This is a genomic window from Glutamicibacter nicotianae (genome assembly GCF_006539525.1).
GTDB classification, from domain to species: Bacteria; Actinomycetota; Actinomycetes; order Actinomycetales; family Micrococcaceae; genus Glutamicibacter; species Glutamicibacter nicotianae.
Genome location: NZ_BJNE01000009.1, coordinates 131,611 through 147,219 on the forward strand (window position 1 = coordinate 131,611; position 15,609 = coordinate 147,219).

Here is a 15,609-nt window from a genome sequence, read left to right on the forward strand (position 1 = left end):
ATACCCCGTTTGAGAACACTTTGAAGGAATACCCACATGAAACGCCTGACTTCCATTTCGGCAACCGCTCTTGCAGCAGCGCTCGTCCTGTCCGGATGCTCCCCGGACGCTGGCACCACCGAACCTGAAAGCACTATGTCCGGCATGGATCATGGCAGCATGCCGCCGTCGGCCTCCGATGCTGCAGCCGACCACAATAGTGCCGATGCCATGTTCGCGCAGATGATGACGCCTCATCACGAACAGGCTGTCCAGATGAGCGACATCATGCTGGCCAAGAAAAACCTGGATCCCCGGGTTACCGAGCTTGCCCAGGACATCAAAGCCGCCCAGGGGCCGGAAATCAAGAAAATGAACGACTGGCTCCAGACCTGGGGCGAGCCTATGAAGATGTCCGGAAGCCATGAGATGGACGGGATGATGACCCCGGAGGACCTTTCCAACCTCGAAGCCGCCCAGGGCACCGAAGCTTCGCGGTTGTTCCTGACCCAAATGATCGCCCACCATGAGGGGGCCATCACTATGGCTGAGGACGAAGTCGCCAACGGATCGAATCCTGCAGCCGTCGAGCTGGCTAAGGATGTTGTCTCCAGCCAGGGAACCGAAATTCAGGCCATGAAGGCCCTGCTAGCCGACCTCTAAAGACTCCACGTTGCCGCTGCTGCCTAGGGTGCCGCCTCCCCTGACCCATCTGAGCAGCACTTCTGATTGATTCAAGGAACCACCATGCTTACACAGAACTCACTTTTGCGCGCTCAAAAACGCGCAGTCTTGTCCGTCGCCGCGCTCTCTATGGCCCTACTCACGGGCTGCACGCAGTCAATCAGCGAAGGACCCGCTGCGCAAGAAGCTGCCAGCGTCGCAGTCTTCAGCCACGTCCACGGCATGAGCGTTGACCCGGATTCCGGGCGCATCCTTTTGGCCACCCATGAGGGACTCTTCGATGCCACAGCTGACGCACCGCAGAAAATCGGGCCCACCATTGACCTGATGGGATTCGCCACCGCCGGAAAAGACGAGTATTACGCTTCCGGGCACCCGTCGACTGAGACCGGTCTGCCCGACCCGGCGGGTTTGATCCGATCAACTGATGGCGGGTCCACGTGGGAACCGCTCTCTCTTCAAGGCAAATCCGATTTCCACGCCTTGGCCGTCACCGGCGAGAGCGTCATCGGTTTTGACGGCACACTGCGGGTGACCGATGACACGGTCACATGGAACACCATAGATGCCGGCATCCAGCCCTATCATCTCGCCGGAAGCCCGCTGTCCCAAGTCGTGCTGGCCACCACCGAACAAGGAGTACACCGTTCTGAAGATGGCGGGAAAACCTGGACCTTACCCCAAGACGCTCCGGTCCTGCTGCTGACCGCTGTTGCCAGCAAATCGGTCGCCGTCGGAGTGGAACCGGATGGTGCGGTGCAGCTCAGCCGCGATGCCGGACGCACTTGGCAAGAGACTGGTGGAGTCGTCACCGGGCAACCGGCTGCCATTGCCGCCACCGGCGACGATGGCGGACAGGTACGGATCTGGGTGGCCACCAGTACGGGTATCTCACACTCCACGGACGACGGAGCGACTTTCACCGAGAAAACCCCATGAGCCGAATAACCTCAAAGAATCCCGGCACCGGCTCACCTGTCGTCATCAGAGATGCCACAGAACAAGACCTGAGCAGGATGGCCTCGGACATGATCCGCTACCTTCCAGATGGATTATTCCCCCACTTAGGAAACCACTTCGTACGTCGTTGGATGAAAACGTTCCTCACCGAACGATTCGGGATTGCCCTTGTCGCCGTGAGTGACGATGAACAGCCAATAGGCTTCCTAATTGGCTCGACCAACCAAGTCCGCCACATCGCTGACGTACTTGCCAACCAGAAGTGGGGACTTCTCCTCTCGGGTCTCGCGGCGCTCTCCATCCGGCCACGTGTACTTCTTCATTTTCTGGGCACCCGCGCACGTCCCTATGCCCGTCGTCTGCTAGGACGCACCGCTAGCCCGGTATCCAGCGACAGAGTGATACCGTCGCCTGCTGTCATTACATCACTTGTGGTGTTGCCAGATCGGCGTGGTGAAGGAATAGGCGTTTTTCTGATGGACGCATTCCTTAAACGTGCAACAGCGGACCATGCCAGGTTGGCCGAGCTCGCCACCGCGGCCGGTGCCAAAGGGGCAGGTAAATTCTATGAGAAGCACGGTTGGACATGCGTCGAGCAGCGATTCTCCAAGGATGGAATGGCAACCAGTATCTACCACCGCTATCTTCAGTAACCGGAAATGTAGGCTTCGGCCGGATCAACGACCCGCCGAACGTCGGTCACGATCTCTAATCACCGCAGATTAGCTCTTAGGCACCGTGTTCCTCCAAGCTCAGAGAGCTAGGAGTCGAAATACCAGACGGCGGCCAGCGGCATTGCAGACACGGCGGACCGCCAAAGCGGCATGAGGCTGCGTAAAAACCGTAATCCGTTGGATCGACTGCGCGCCACGAGCTGGCCGCCATCCTCTATTTTCCTATGCTCCCCCAAGACTCACACTTCATAAAGGACTGCTTCATGACTTACCAATTCAACCGACGTTCCTTCCTTGGACTGTCCATTGCCACGACCGCAGCTGCTGCCCTAAGCGCCTGCGCACCCAAGGCCCAGAACTCCACCGGGGTGTCCCGAGTCCTGCCCACCGACCCGCTCATCGCAGAAGTCGAAAACTTGCGCCCCAGTACCGGAAAGACGGTCACGAAAACGCTGAAGGCAGAGTCGATAAGCACGGCAATGGCCGGAGAGAAGATCACTACATGGGGATACGACAAGAAGCTGGTCGCCCCCACACTACGTGGCATGGTCGGTGACCAGCTCAACCTGAACCTCACCAATGAGCTTCCTGAATCCACCAGCATCCACTGGCACGGTCTTGCCTTACGCAACAACGCCGACGGCGTGCCTGGACTCACACAGGAGGCAGTGGAGACTGCGACCAGTTATTCCTATGACTTCAAGCTGGCACATCCCGGCACGTATTGGTATCACTCCCACGTCGAGATGCAGCGCGAACGCGCCCTCTATGGCGCTCTGATCATTGATGATCCGCAAGAACCATTGCAGTACGACAAGGAGTGGGTGATCGTCTTGGATGACTGGCTTGATGGTGTCACCGGAACGCCTGATGAAGCGATGAAGGAGCTCGCTAAGGGGATGGCACCGATGAGTGGAATGAGCCACGGTAGCGAAGACGGCGGCATGGTGATGGGCCATATGCTCATGGGTGCAACCAGCGATTTTTTGGGCGGAGATGCCGGTGACGTGGCCTATCCGTTGCATTTGTTCAACGGCACCACCATCGAAAAACCCGAGGTTTTTATGGCACAACCCGGGGATCGAGTTCGATTGCGTATTGTCAACGCCGCGGGCGACACTGCCTACCGGGTCGGAGTTCCGAAACAGAAACTTATCGTGACCCATACCGATGGATTCCCGGTCGTTCACGCTGAGGTTGACGCCGTCGTCTTGGGCATGGGAGAGCGCATCGACGCGCTTTTGACGATCCAAGATGGTTTCACACCGTTGTTGGCCTTGGCCGAAGGGAAAGCCCAAATGGCCTACGGTCTCATTGCAACCGGGACAGGAACGGCCCCAAGAAAGGGTGATCTCCCGACGGCCTTGACCGGAGAGATCGTTGACGGTGGACAGCTCACCGCCGACCCTTCCGTGAATCTTGCGGTCAAGACGCCGGACCAAGTCCACGAGCTGCGGTTGACCGGCGGAATGGAGAACTACGACTGGGGCATCAACGGCCATCGTTTCGACATGGCCAAGCCATTTGAGCATACCTTTGATCTGAAAGAAGGACAGCGCGTGGAAGTGAAATTCATCAACGACACCGACATGTGGCACCCGATGCACATCCACGGCCATACCTTCCAAATCGGGCAGTCCGGGGCACGAAAGGACACCGTGATTGTCCGTCCACGGGAAACTGTCACCGTCCAATTTAATGCCGATAACCCGGGCCAATGGCTCACACATTGCCACAATGCTTATCATGCGGAACGCGGCATGATGGGAGTATTCTCCTACGTCAAGTAGCTCACGAAACCATGGGCATGTGCATAAATCCAAGCGGCTGCGCGGGTTGGGCATCTGGACGGCTAAAGACCTGCGCGATGCGAATGAGGTGCGGATCAGGGATAAGTTCTCCATTGTGCAGATGCGCACCGTGCTAGAGCTGCGCGGGATTCCCTGCATTCCGATGGAGGAAGAACGGGTGATCAAGGATCAGTTGATCTTCTCCCGTAGCTTCTCCGATCCGATCACTGACCGGGTGGGCATTGAGCAAGTGATGGGGATTTATGCGCAGCAAGCCTCCGCCAGATTGCATAAGCACCAGAAACAGGCCAAGATCCTCTCTGCGTGGGCGATGACCAGCTACTACAACCAGCACCAGGATCACCAGCCAGCGATCACGGTGAAACTGCCAGGGCCAACGGCTGATCCGGTGGTGCTCACCCGCGCAGCGAAGCAGCTGCTCCCCCAGATATTGGTCGGGGTGAAATATGCGCGGGCGGGGTGGTGGTTATGGATCTTCAACCGTTAGCCATGCAGGAAACTTTTGATCCGTTCGTGTCAGCGCATGAGGCGAAACAGATTGGCCCGTTGATTCAGCAGATCCGTTCTGAACACGGTGTGAAGTCCATCGGTTTAGGCCGGGCCGGACTACAGCAGGGGCCGGCGTGGGAGATGCGGCGGGGGATGATGAGTCCGCGGTACACCACGCACTGGCGTGAGCTGTTGACAGTGAAAGCTGCCTAAGGGTAGCGATGCTTATAGACGGCTATGGCCGCGCGCTTTGCACTGATACTTGCGCCGAGTCCCATGAAGCCCAGTACCCCTAGCACAACAACCAGCCCTGACCACAGCACCAAAACCCAAATACTGGGAGCCACGCCAGCGAGGCTTCCGCCAGCGAACAAAATTGCTACCCCGGCCAGAATCAAGGTGAAGGCTTTGCTTATTTGGTCATAAGCTCCGGAGTCGAATTCGGTTTTGGCAATGAGGTGTTCGAAGGGATCGTTCATCGGTGGTTCGCTGAGCGCTTGGAGTTCTTGGTTAGTACGGCGCGCGTGCTTTTCGCTGACTCTGCCTGTTTTACTTTGCCGCATCTTCTGCGTACCTCCCATTTTTCTTGTCGCTTCCGTGCTCATCGCTAGATGCCGTGCATGAGCCACGATCCCCTGTCGTAGGCGAACTCAGGTACCGCAGCTTGTGGCTTGTGTGCGGGTGGTCGTTTGGTTCCTGCTATCCACGTGGGTGCAGGAAAAGCAGCGCAGCGATTGGACTTTTGCTGTGCACAGGTGGGAAGGAGGCTTAACCGCGTGGCCTGGGTTACTGGGCGGTGGGTTCAGGTGAGGGCAGGGTTTCCATCCAGCATGTAGCGTTAATCGCTGCCTGCAGCGCTGCCAGGGCGTAGGAGACGGCTGGTTTCGTGTCGGGATAGTCTTTGTTCCATGAGTCGGTGCTCATGGTGATGCGTCCGGTAGCGGCGAGGGCTTCCAGCTCGTTGGCCAGGGCTTTGAGGTCATCGAAAATCTCTGAGGCGTTGCGAGTCATGGTTGCTGTCCTTCGGTGGTGGGGTACGGAGGAAGATTATCGAACGTGACCGACAAGTGCGGCAGCCACGTCCCGTAGGTCTCCCCTTTCTCGTCCTCCCAGACCACGTGCACTAAGTGCGGGGTGCGGGCGGTGGCCTGTCCATGGATTTGCGGGGTCCCGGTGGGCGTATGAATGAGAGCGGTTACGGCTTGATGTGGCTGGATGGGGTGGCCTGGGTAGTCTCCGGGCTGTAGCCGCATCACTCGATAGGGTTTGCCCTGGTGAGTGAAAACGTCCCAGGGGTTCGGTACCGGGGGTGAGGTTTGAGCGCGGCGGCCGGGGGAGCTGGCGGCGGAGGCCGCCGCGCCCGATTTCTGCAACCGCTCAGTGTCCGCTTGCAGGTTTCTTTCCCAGATGCTGGGATCGATAGTCATAGGTTTTATTGTCCTTGGTGTGCTGGGGATATGGCTAAGTGAGGGGCTTGGTTGCCCCTCACTTAGCCGGTTATTTACTTATCGGGTGTACTGGCCTCCCCCATGGCGCTGACCGACGGCGTCAAGGCCTGGAGCCAGGCCTTCCCAGACCTGTACGAGCAGTCGCTGACTAAGCTTCCACTGGGCCACTTCGGCGATCCGGAAGCCGACGTCGCACCGGTGGTCGCGTTCCTGTTCTCGGATGACGCCAAGTACGTCACCGGCCAAACTCTCATGGCAGATGGTGGAGCCAACAAGCTCTACTAGTCCCCGGAACACTTTCCTGCACTCCACAGGCCGGGATATTGTCCCGGCCCTGGAGTGCATTATTGCCCACCGGCTAACGCTTTCGCGCCACCATCCCAATGTGAACGATGTCGACTGTTGACTGCTCTCGGTGGGGTCGCCAAGGGCTCTGACCGGCAGAGCCAATGACTGGAGCCAGGCTTTCCCAGACCTGTACAAGCAGTCGCTGGCCAAGGTCGTGCTAATTGTAGTTCCTCTGGACATTGTGAACAGTTGGATCAGTGCATATACTCCGTCAGATCGGGTTCACGACCCCACGGAGAACGGCGTCTAGACCAGTGCGGCCTGCAGTTCCTTGGCCGCCTGCGCCGGGTCATCGGCGGAGTAGATGGCACCGCCGGCCACGGCTACCTGCGCGCCGGACTTCTGGACATCGGCAATCGTGCTGATGCTGACGCCGCCAGCCACCGAGAATGGCACCTGGGATGCCGTGCCAGCGCTCAGCAGCACATCCAGGTCGTAGCCCGGCTGCGCCTGCTCGTCCAGGCCAGCATGGAATTCGACGAACTGGACGCCCATCGCAGCAACTTCGCGGGCCCGGGCTGGCTTGTCAGCGATGCCGATCAGATCCACGACGATGCCCTTGCCGCGCTCGGTGGCGGCCTTGACTGCGCCGGCGATCGTGGAATTATCGGCCACCCCGAGGATGGAGACCAGATCCGCGCCAGCGGCGAAAGCGATATCCGCTTCCAGTTCCCCGGCGTCCATGGTCTTCATATCCGCGAAGACCGTCTTGTCCGGGTGGGCCTGCTTGATGGCGGTGATCACCGACAGCCCTTCGGCCTTGATCAGCGGGGTGCCCAGCTCGATGATGTCCACATACGGGGCGACTTTTCCAGCCAGCTCCAGCGCTTCGGCAGTGCTGAGCAGATCGATGGCAACTTGGATTTTCATGATGTTCCCTTTCAGGGGTTATTAATGGTGGGTTGGTATTGGCGCCAAAACGCCGGTCTACTCCAGATTCGCGTGGCGCTGCCACAGCTGCTGGGCGGTGGCGTCATCCGCGCTCCTGAGCGTGTGGAACACGATTTCGGTGATCAGGAACAGCGCCTGCTCGAACAGGCTGCCGGAGTATTGGCGGGTAATGGACGATCCGTGGTCCGTTTTCCCAGCGGCCGGGACTTCTACGAGAACGTGGGCGGCCGACCCGATGGGGCTGGATGGATCGGTGGTGATGGCCGCGATCCGGGCACCGACCCGCTGGGCGGTGCGGACGCTCTGGACCACGCCTGCGGTGGTTCCGGATCCGGAGGCCACGAGCAGCAGGTCCCCCTCGGCGATGGCCGGCGTGGTGGCATCCCCGGCGACGTGCACGGCCAGGCCAAGATGCATCAGGCGCATCGCCGCCATGCGCAAGGCCAGCCCGCTGCGTCCGGCGCCGGCGACGAACACCCTAGGTGCCGCGCGCAGCTGCGCTGCGAGCTCGATGACCTGCCGCGGCTTCACGCCCCGCACAGTTGCTTCGATCTCCGAGTGGACCAGGTCCATGGTGTCCAGCACATCCTGCGGGGATATCGCTTCGGTGAGGGGTTCAGCCATGGGGTTCATGCCATTCCTTTCGATAGCGCCTCCCGGCGGACCGGATAGGCTTTGATGGGCATGAGTCAATCCTCCAGCCAGAAAGGGATGGCCGCCACGCCATTTACAGGCAGTTTCACCTATCCTTTCGGATAGTTGCTGGTCCCCCCAGTTGCGATACACTCGCCTGCATGAGCATTCTGGATTCCTCTTTCGTCCCTGGCCTGCAAGCTGCCGAACCGGCACCAGGGGTGCTCGAATCGATCGCGCGGCTGGCCACGGCCGCGCTGCCGCAGATCGCCGTTCGCCTGCGTGATGCCCTGGCTCCGGAAATCCGTTGCGCGGCCCTGGCCATTTTCACCGAGGAGTGCACCGATAGGCCCAGGAAGCTCGCCGGCGACCAGCGCATCACGGATCTGGTGGGCATTGCGGAACTGGATCGGATCCGCGGTTCCCATCCCGGTGAGAACCACTGGAGCGAGCGTGCCGAGATCGGCGGTGCTCCGCGGGAGATCTTCGCCCTGCGCTACCCGCCCAGCAATGCGCTGCTGGTGCTCATCGAGCCCCGCCCCGCCGGTGGCCAGCCCGAGTTGATCGAATACCTGTGGAATCTGGCCGCCAACCGGATCCGCGAGAAGGTGGCCGATGCCCCTCCGTCCTATCTGCGCGAATCGCGCGCGGTCTCGGCAGAGCGGGTCCGGGTCACCGGCGAGCTGGTGGAACAGTATGCGACGAGCCTCGATATCCTGCTGGCGACCTTGCGCTCCACGCAATTGGACGATGCGGCCGCGCGCGTTGCCGCCATCGACCTTGCGGCCAAGACCCTGGTTGGGCTCAAGACCGTGGATGACCGCACCAATAGCATCGTGGAGGAACCGGTCGCTTCGGCTTTCACCCGCTTGCGCGATGACCTGCGCCCGTTGACCACTTTGAGCGGCGTGGATCTGCAATTCGTCGAGCCGCCCAAGAACGGCAGGGCGCTGCCCGGCGAGGTGGCCCATGCCGCCCGGGCCATCGTGCGCGGCCTGGCCCTGGCGATGATGGAGCAGGAAGACATCCAGCGGATCCGGGTGCAGTGGGACTGCGACGGCGAGAATTTGCTGATCAACGTCCGCGACGATGCACGCGGCGGCATCGATCCCTCCGCGGCGGCCTTGGACCGCCTCGTGCGGCGCGTGGAGGCATTGAACGGGCTGATCGAGATCGAGGTCATGGGCGGATGGGGCACGGAAGTCTCGGTGAGACTCCCGCTGGACGCCCCGCCGTCAGACGCGGCGGACATCGCCGAATGGAGCCTGGGCGGCCGGGAATTCGAGGTCCTGCAGCTTCTGGCAGCGGGGCAGCGCAACCGGGCGATTTCGCAGGCGCTGGGGATCAGCGAGAACACGGTGAAATTCCACGTGCGCAATCTCTTCAAGAAGATGGGCGTCAGCTCCCGCGCCCAAGCTGTGGCGCTGGCGCACAGCCATGGGGTGGCCAGCTCCACGTAGCCTGCCGGCATTGATACTGGGCTTGGCGATGACCAGGCCCGCGGGGACAAACTGGTGAAGGAAAATGCAGCGGTCGAGCCCTCATCGCTTTGGCCCTCTGACGGCTGGCCGCGCTCTTCGCCACGATTCGTGACGGGTCATTTCATGATGTTCCGGAGCAGGAAATTGCTCCACGGTCTCCAACCACGACCCGGCGTCCTTCGAGCAAGCAATGGCAGGCATCATCCCAACGGTGAATCCAAGCTCTAGCAACTATGGGCAACGAGGTGCAGGATAGATTCCATGGATCCACTAGATGCTTTGATTCTTCCTGATGTCACCGCTTGGCGCGCTTGGCTCGACGAACACGAAGAAACCAGCGATGGCCTTTGGCTGGTAGTGGCAAAGAAGGGAACGACTTCCCCAACCTCGCTCACTGTCGCACAAGCATTGCCCGAGGCGCTTTGCAGCGGATGGATCGATGCCATCCGCCGCAAACGCGATGAGACGACCTTCCTCCAGCGCTACACTCCCCGCCGGAAGAATTCTGTCTGGTCCCAGAAGAACACTGAATTCGCCCAGGAATTGATTGATCAAGGACGCATGCGGCCACGGGGCTTCGCGGAAATCCAGAAGGCCAAGGAAGATGGACGGTGGGAGCGTGCCTACCAAGGCCAGGCCACCGCCCAGGTTCCTCCGGATTTGCAAGAAGCGCTGGATCGCTCGGCCGTGGCGGCCAGGAACTTTGCGGCCTTGAAATCCCAACCGCGCTATCACATCCTGCATCAGCTGATGATTGCCCGGACGGAGAAGACGAGAACTGCCCGCTTGGCACGGTTCGTTGCAGAGCTTGAGCAGGGTTCAGAAGGTTGATCCTTGGTCTGGTACAGCACTACACGGATGGTGCTGCTGAGCGCTAGCTTCTGGAGCGGTAAATCGCTTCGGCGATCATGACGCCTGCTTGCAGAATCGCTGCCGCAAGAATGACTAGCGCGGCTGCAGTGGCCCCTCCAAGAATCAGCATGACTACTCCGACAAGGCCCAAGGTCCAGGCAATGAACATTGCTCCTGTAGTCATTCCCAGTCCGGCCTGTCGGCTTTTCTTCACGCTCTGAGTCATATTGCCAGTTTAGACTCAGCGCCAAGTTCTCAGAAAAAATGATTCCGTGGAATGATCCGCCTTCTAAATCAGGTTGGACGCGGAACTGATCATTTCATTCAGCACCTTGGTACGGTGGAATTCAAAGCCCGGGCCACCCCGGCACTATCTCATCTCACGATTGGACTCAAGGTTTGCGTGTATTAGTTCCGTGGCAGAGCTTGGTCGACAGCATGCAGATTCCCGGGGTCGAACCCATCTTGTGGAATATCAACGATGGCGAGCCGCCAGCAGCCGACGTGCTTGTTACCGAACGACCGGTGGATCCATCGCACCGATCGCGGGTGGGGAGAATTGCTGGATTGAAGCATGTCCATCTGCTATCCATCGGCTACGAATGGGTGCTGGATCATTTGTCCGCGGATGTCGCGCTTTCAAACTCCAAGGGCGCGGTTGAAGACGCAACTGCGGAGCATTGCCTGGCATTGATTCTTGCTTCACTGCGCGAACTTCCCAGGGCTTATCAGCTCCAGAAAGAAGAATCCTGGTCGCGGCTTTGGACCTCATCACTGCACGGATCGAATGTTGTAGTACTTGGCGTTGGAGGCGTGGGCACAGCCATTATCGAACGGCTCAAGCCATTCAAGCCTGCACAGATCACGGGAGTTGCCAGCACCTCGCGCACCATCAACGGCGGGATCGACGTTGTCTCCTTTGCAAACGTGCATCAGCTATTGCCCTCAGCGGATATAGTCATCTGCGCTTTGCCCCACACGCCCCAAACTGAAGGCCTAATTGGCACGGAGTTCATGGATCGGATGTACAACGGCGCCCTTTTGGTCAACGTTGGGCGAGGACCAATCGTTGCCACGGCAGCTCTGATTAAAGAGCTGGAGTCCGGGCGGCTGCGTGCTGCATTGGACGTTACCGACCCAGAACCGCTGCCGGTTGGCCACGCGCTGTGGAACGCCCCGGGATGCATCATCACCCCGCATATGGCTGGTGATACAGGACAGTTCGTGGAATTGGTTTCAGAACTAGCAACTCGACAGGTTCAGTTGCTTTCTTCGGGTCAGACACCACTGAATCTCGTTCGCTGATCTTGTTGCCCTCATTAGGCGCCTTATTTCAGTAGGAACCTGCGGATAGGATTGGTGGTAGAGGCGGTTCCGCTAAAGAACTCGCATGACAATCCCGTGGTATCTCGCGGCCTTTCGCCTAGGCTAGTTCATACGATGGAAACTAGAGCACAGACGCATCAGACCGGCGGACGCGACCGCGCTATCGTCGAGCGGAATCGCACCGGTGAAGATGAGTTCCGCATTGATATTGAGCGCATCCGCTTCTCCCCGTATTTCTCCCGCTTGTCCTCGGTGACGCAGGTGATTCCACAGGCGGGTTCAGGGACCCTGGTCCATAACCGCCTGACCCATTCGCTTAAGGTCTCCGCGGTGGCGCGCTCCATCGCGATCAGCCTCAGAAGAAGTGACGAACCGACTAGGCGACTTATCTCCGATTTGGGAGGGTGCGACCCTGTAGTTGTCCAAGCGGCGGCAGCGGCCCACGATCTGGGCCACCCGCCTTTCGGCCATCTGGGAGAGCAGGAACTCGACCGGGTTGCCCGCGATACCTTGGGGCTTCCTGATGGATTCGAAGGGAATGCGCAGACCTTCCGGATCCTCACTGCCCTGGACAGCTGCGATGCCACACCGCGTGGCATGAACCTGACTCGCGCGGTTCGCGCGGCAGTGCTCAAATACCCCTGGACGCGCAATGAATGGCGCAGTCAAGGCCCGGTCGCTCCGGAGCTGCTCCCCCGCGGCGTCGGCGCGAATCCGGCTGCTGGCGCCATGAAGTATTCGGCCTACGATATCGAGGCAGAGGAAATGAACGATGTCCTTTCGGTCTTCCCAGGCATCGGAAAATACCAGCAGACGCTGGAAAGCTCGGTTATGGATATCGCAGACGATATCGCCTACGCGGTTCATGACCTCGATGATTTCTATCGAGCCGGCATTCTGCAATACACCAGCGTCTCCGCTGAACTGCGAGCGTGGCTGGACAGCTCCGTCCGCTTCCAAGCCCTGAAGGCTCCAGAACTGGACCAACGGCAGCCGGGCCATGCACTGGAAATTACGTGGCGCCATGTCCTTGCCAAGGATCCCTGGATTGCCAATCCCGAAGCATTCCGCGCCTCGGTGCAACGGGTCGGCCATGACCTCGTCGATGGCTTGCTCGCGGTTCCCTACGACGGCGGCCTGCAGGCAGACCGCGCGGTTACCGCCTTTACGCGGCGATGGATTGACCGGTTGCAGGAATCCATCACCGTTGAACGCACGCCTAATGTGCGCAGCGGCCATATCCGCTTGAGCGATGAAGCGTGGCATGACGTCGTGGTTCTCAAGTTTGTCCATGCCCGCTTCGTCTTGGACCGTTCAGATCTGGCGGTCTACCAGCGCGGGCAAACGCGAATTATCCGTTCCCTGGCAGAAGGCTTCAACACCTGGCTCAACGACCCGGAGGATGCCGGTCGTGCACCGCGGCGGTTGCTGGACTCGGTGGAAGCTACCACCGAGGAATACCGCCAGCTGCGCGAGAGCACCCCAGAGCTGTTCTCGCAGTCCGGCCCGCATGAAATCCAACGGCTGGGCCAAGCCCGGGCCATCGTCGATTACATTGCTTCCTTCACCGATGCCCAAGCCGTCTCGCTGAATTCGCTGCTCACCGGTACCTCGGACAATCTCTGGGAGGCCGGCCGCGGGCTGTAGCGGCCGGGTGCGGCACCGAGCCGGCGGGATAGCCCGCCTGCTCGGTGCAGCACCCGGCCACAAATCGCGGCATGTTTCAGGCCGCGAGAGCCTGCTGAGACAGCTCCTCGAGAACGATCTTTGTCATCCTTGACTGTGTCAGTTGCGGATTGATCCGGACGCTGAAATGCCGCGACATCAGCAATGCCATCCGGTTGGCTGCTTCGTTATGCCGATTTCCGTTGTGCCCGCGAACCCAGCAGGCACGGGTACGCCCGGTGCGCTGCTCAAGACCCTCATGCACCTCATGATGGACTTTCGCGGAACGCTGGCGTCCGTGCACGAGGTCGTTCACTACTTTCACCAGGGCACGGCTGTCACTGAAAATGGTCAGGTCCGCATCGAGCGGGGCGTGGGAAAGCGCCAGCAACGCTCCAGTGGATTCCGCCAGGAGAGTGTCACGGATGTAGTACTTCGGAGAGATTGCGCTGGCCCAATGGCCTTGAGATTTCACCATCGCTCCAGCACTGCGGAACTTCCTGTTCCGGGGCAACGAACCGTCGGTATAGGCAACTACTGGAAGATTCGTCTGGTATTCCTGCACCAGCGGGGCCAGCGCCTGGCTATTGGCCTGGTTGGCGATACCGAGATCGAGCCCGAATTGCCATGACGGATTGAGACAGAAAACGGGATTCATGGATAATTCCGCCGTTCCAAGATCGTCGTCCTCCTGGAACAATAGATCGATCGATGACGGCTGCGAGATCTTGCTGGTGCCGGAAAACTCCGCAATAGCCTGCAGGATGGCCTTGTCCAATTCCCCGTATGCGGCGGTACCCGTGAGCGTCAGTAACGGGCGGTTCACGAAATCGCACAACGTCAACGCAAAATCGAAGTGGAGACCGTGCGTGCTTCGCTTGGCCAGGTGCTTTCGTTCGATTATCTGTTCTGCGAATGGAACGTACTGCTGTTTGTTCCCTTTGGCATCGCGAATGAATGCCGAACGTCCGAGAACTGCGATCAGCCTTGAAGGCTGCGGCTGCCGTTGCACGCCGGCCAATCTCCGCACGCCATCCGGTTCAAGCGCAATCGGCATTTGCGGCCGTGGAACTGACACCAGCATCGAGATCCCTCCTGACTGTTTGTGGCGATGTGAGGCGATCCTATCGACTGGCTCCGACGAATTAGCCCGAGCCCGGACGGCGGTCGGTCGAGGACGCCAATCTTCAAAGAGTCGGGATTCCGGCGGCCCGCTCATCTTCGTACGGGCACCTTGGCGAGAGAGATCTCTCGCGCGCCGGCTACCCTGGTCGAAATGTCCGTGCGCCATGGCATGATCGTGGTAACGACATCACCCCACGGCAAGGAGCACAGTGGACACGCAACTTCCCCTCAGAATCATGGAAGCCGTCGGCCTGCTTCATCGGCTGGGCTACCTCGGGCTGCGGATCCTGCCCGGCATCAATGCCTCGGGCACCGCGTGGCGGATCGTCATCCACAACGTCACCGAATGGAACCCCGAGGACAAATTCGGCGACCCGTTCAATTCTGAGGAATCCTGCGTCTACAGCACCGCCGGGGCCAATGTCTTCAACAACGACGTGCAGATGCCCGAGGATGTCAGCCGCGTGAGCGTCGCAGAAGCAATCCTCGAAGCCATGCCCTCGCTACAGCGCAGCACCCCGGGCGAGACCGGAAACCTGGACTACGTGCGCTGGTACGCGCAGCTGCTCTCGCAGGTCACCCGGCTCGACGAGTTGCCGGTGGCGTATGCGGACTACTTCGATGATTCCGAGGGATGGGAACTGGGATGGGGCAGCGACCGCCGCTTCCCGGCACCGCCGCGCTATCTACCCGAACCGGATGCTCCCCTGGTGCCAGCCAAGGCAGGACATCGCGACGAGCACTACGTGCTGGATCTGTGCGCCGAGGTGCTGGGTATGTCCTGCGCCGGCCAACAAACCTTCGACTGGTTGCGCGGGGAACCGTCGCTAAAGAGCGGCAAGCGCAAGGCGTTGCCGGTCGACGGCTATTTCGAGGCGCTGGGTCTGGTGGTGGAGTACCACGAGCGGCAGCATTCGGAGCCCGTCCCGTTCTTCGACAACAAGGTGACCTCCGCCGGCATGCTGCGCGGGGCGCAGCGCAAGCTCTACGATGCCTGCAAAGCGGCGCTGATTCCGCAGCACGGATTGACGTTGCTGGTCATCGACTACCGCGACTTCTTCCACAAGAAAGGCAAGATTGTGCGTGATCCAGCGCGGGATCGGGAGATCGTGGCGGCGCTGCTGGCCAGGGCCGCGGAATGCAGCGACCCCGGGGTCGTTACGAACTTCCCGGTGCCGCTGGCGGAAACACCCGCAGAACGTTAAAACAGGCAGGCGCCGTTCCCCGATAAGGGAACGGCGCC

18 protein-coding genes are annotated in these 15,609 nt (G+C 60.1%); 12 read left to right on the plus strand and 6 right to left on the minus strand.

Annotation, left to right across the window (positions count from 1 at the left end; translation table 11 throughout):
* Positions 1-36 precede the first annotated feature (36 nt).
* The 6 genes from ANI01nite_RS11600 to ANI01nite_RS17030 all read left to right on the plus strand — a co-directional run bounded on the left by ANI01nite_RS11600 (position 37) and on the right by ANI01nite_RS17030 (position 4,810).
* Positions 37-642 (plus strand): DUF305 domain-containing protein, encoded by a 606-nt coding sequence (locus ANI01nite_RS11600; protein ID WP_038992376.1) that lies wholly within the window; start codon positions 37-39, stop codon positions 640-642.
* An 84-nt stretch (positions 643-726) separates the two neighbouring features.
* Positions 727-1,602, plus strand: a complete 876-nt coding sequence (locus tag ANI01nite_RS11605) for a F510_1955 family glycosylhydrolase (protein ID WP_038992375.1) — start codon at positions 727-729, stop codon at positions 1,600-1,602.
* Positions 1,599-2,276, plus strand: a complete 678-nt coding sequence (locus ANI01nite_RS11610) for a GNAT family N-acetyltransferase (protein ID WP_141358141.1) — start codon at positions 1,599-1,601, stop codon at positions 2,274-2,276. The genes ANI01nite_RS11605 and ANI01nite_RS11610 overlap by 4 nt, the downstream gene beginning before the upstream one ends.
* 284 nt (positions 2,277-2,560) lie before the next feature.
* Complete coding sequence (locus ANI01nite_RS11615) at positions 2,561-4,087, plus strand: multicopper oxidase family protein (protein WP_141358143.1); 1,527 nt, start codon at positions 2,561-2,563, stop codon at positions 4,085-4,087.
* 19 nt (positions 4,088-4,106) lie between these two features.
* Positions 4,107-4,595, plus strand: a complete 489-nt coding sequence (locus ANI01nite_RS11620; protein ID WP_255314518.1) for a DinB/UmuC family translesion DNA polymerase — start codon at positions 4,107-4,109, stop codon at positions 4,593-4,595.
* Positions 4,596-4,597: 2 nt separating this feature from the next.
* Entirely contained in the window at positions 4,598-4,810 is a 213-nt protein-coding gene (locus tag ANI01nite_RS17030) for a DUF4113 domain-containing protein (protein WP_255314521.1), read from the plus strand.
* On the opposite strand, the gene ANI01nite_RS11625 is transcribed toward ANI01nite_RS17030, so the two are convergent.
* Both ANI01nite_RS11625 and ANI01nite_RS11630 read right to left on the minus strand, forming a co-directional pair.
* Complete coding sequence (locus tag ANI01nite_RS11625; protein WP_128471555.1) at positions 4,807-5,202, minus strand: hypothetical protein; 396 nt, start codon at positions 5,200-5,202, stop codon at positions 4,807-4,809. The two genes, ANI01nite_RS17030 and ANI01nite_RS11625, sit on opposite strands and share 4 nt — an antisense overlap.
* A 181-nt stretch (positions 5,203-5,383) precedes the next feature.
* Entirely contained in the window at positions 5,384-5,608 is a 225-nt protein-coding gene (locus ANI01nite_RS11630) for a hypothetical protein (protein ID WP_141358145.1), read from the minus strand.
* Positions 5,609-6,126: 518 nt separating this feature from the next.
* On the opposite strand from ANI01nite_RS11630, the gene ANI01nite_RS11635 reads away from it, so the two are divergent.
* The gene (locus tag ANI01nite_RS11635; protein WP_141358147.1) at positions 6,127-6,330 is read left to right on the plus strand and encodes an SDR family oxidoreductase; all 204 of its coding nucleotides are present in this window, start codon (positions 6,127-6,129) and stop codon (positions 6,328-6,330) included.
* Positions 6,331-6,639: 309 nt separating this feature from the next.
* On the opposite strand, the gene hxlA is transcribed toward ANI01nite_RS11635, so the two are convergent.
* Complete coding sequence (gene hxlA / locus ANI01nite_RS11640; protein WP_141358149.1) at positions 6,640-7,263, minus strand: 3-hexulose-6-phosphate synthase; 624 nt, start codon at positions 7,261-7,263, stop codon at positions 6,640-6,642.
* A 57-nt stretch (positions 7,264-7,320) separates the two neighbouring features.
* The gene (hxlB, locus tag ANI01nite_RS11645; RefSeq protein WP_141358151.1) at positions 7,321-7,917 is read right to left on the minus strand and encodes a 6-phospho-3-hexuloisomerase; all 597 of its coding nucleotides are present in this window, start codon (positions 7,915-7,917) and stop codon (positions 7,321-7,323) included.
* Between the two features lie 161 nt (positions 7,918-8,078).
* Here hxlB and ANI01nite_RS11650 point away from each other — a divergent pair, with 161 nt between their 5' ends.
* Entirely contained in the window at positions 8,079-9,377 is a 1,299-nt protein-coding gene (locus ANI01nite_RS11650; RefSeq protein WP_141358153.1) for a helix-turn-helix transcriptional regulator, read from the plus strand.
* A 282-nt stretch (positions 9,378-9,659) separates the two neighbouring features.
* On the plus strand, positions 9,660-10,229 hold the full coding sequence (locus tag ANI01nite_RS11655; protein ID WP_141358155.1) for a YdeI/OmpD-associated family protein: 570 nt from the start codon (positions 9,660-9,662) through the stop codon (positions 10,227-10,229).
* Between the two features lie 43 nt (positions 10,230-10,272).
* Here ANI01nite_RS11655 and ANI01nite_RS16745 read toward each other — a convergent pair whose 3' ends face one another.
* A complete protein-coding gene (locus tag ANI01nite_RS16745) occupies positions 10,273-10,476 on the minus strand; it encodes a hypothetical protein (protein ID WP_170214637.1) in 204 nt (67 codons plus the stop codon).
* A gap of 212 nt (positions 10,477-10,688) precedes the next feature.
* Here ANI01nite_RS16745 and ANI01nite_RS11660 point away from each other — a divergent pair, with 212 nt between their 5' ends.
* Both ANI01nite_RS11660 and ANI01nite_RS11665 read left to right on the plus strand, forming a co-directional pair.
* A complete protein-coding gene (locus tag ANI01nite_RS11660; protein WP_141358157.1) occupies positions 10,689-11,555 on the plus strand; it encodes a 2-hydroxyacid dehydrogenase in 867 nt (288 codons plus the stop codon).
* Positions 11,556-11,690: 135 nt separating this feature from the next.
* Complete coding sequence (locus ANI01nite_RS11665; protein WP_141358159.1) at positions 11,691-13,223, plus strand: deoxyguanosinetriphosphate triphosphohydrolase family protein; 1,533 nt, start codon at positions 11,691-11,693, stop codon at positions 13,221-13,223.
* Positions 13,224-13,299: 76 nt separating this feature from the next.
* Here the strand turns inward: ANI01nite_RS11665 and ANI01nite_RS11670 are convergent, their stop codons facing one another.
* The gene (locus ANI01nite_RS11670; protein WP_170214638.1) at positions 13,300-14,325 is read right to left on the minus strand and encodes an RNase H family protein; all 1,026 of its coding nucleotides are present in this window, start codon (positions 14,323-14,325) and stop codon (positions 13,300-13,302) included.
* Between the two features lie 250 nt (positions 14,326-14,575).
* Here ANI01nite_RS11670 and ANI01nite_RS16850 point away from each other — a divergent pair, with 250 nt between their 5' ends.
* On the plus strand, positions 14,576-15,571 hold the full coding sequence (locus tag ANI01nite_RS16850; protein WP_174787684.1) for a hypothetical protein: 996 nt from the start codon (positions 14,576-14,578) through the stop codon (positions 15,569-15,571).
* The last annotated feature ends 38 nt before the right edge of the window (positions 15,572-15,609 follow it).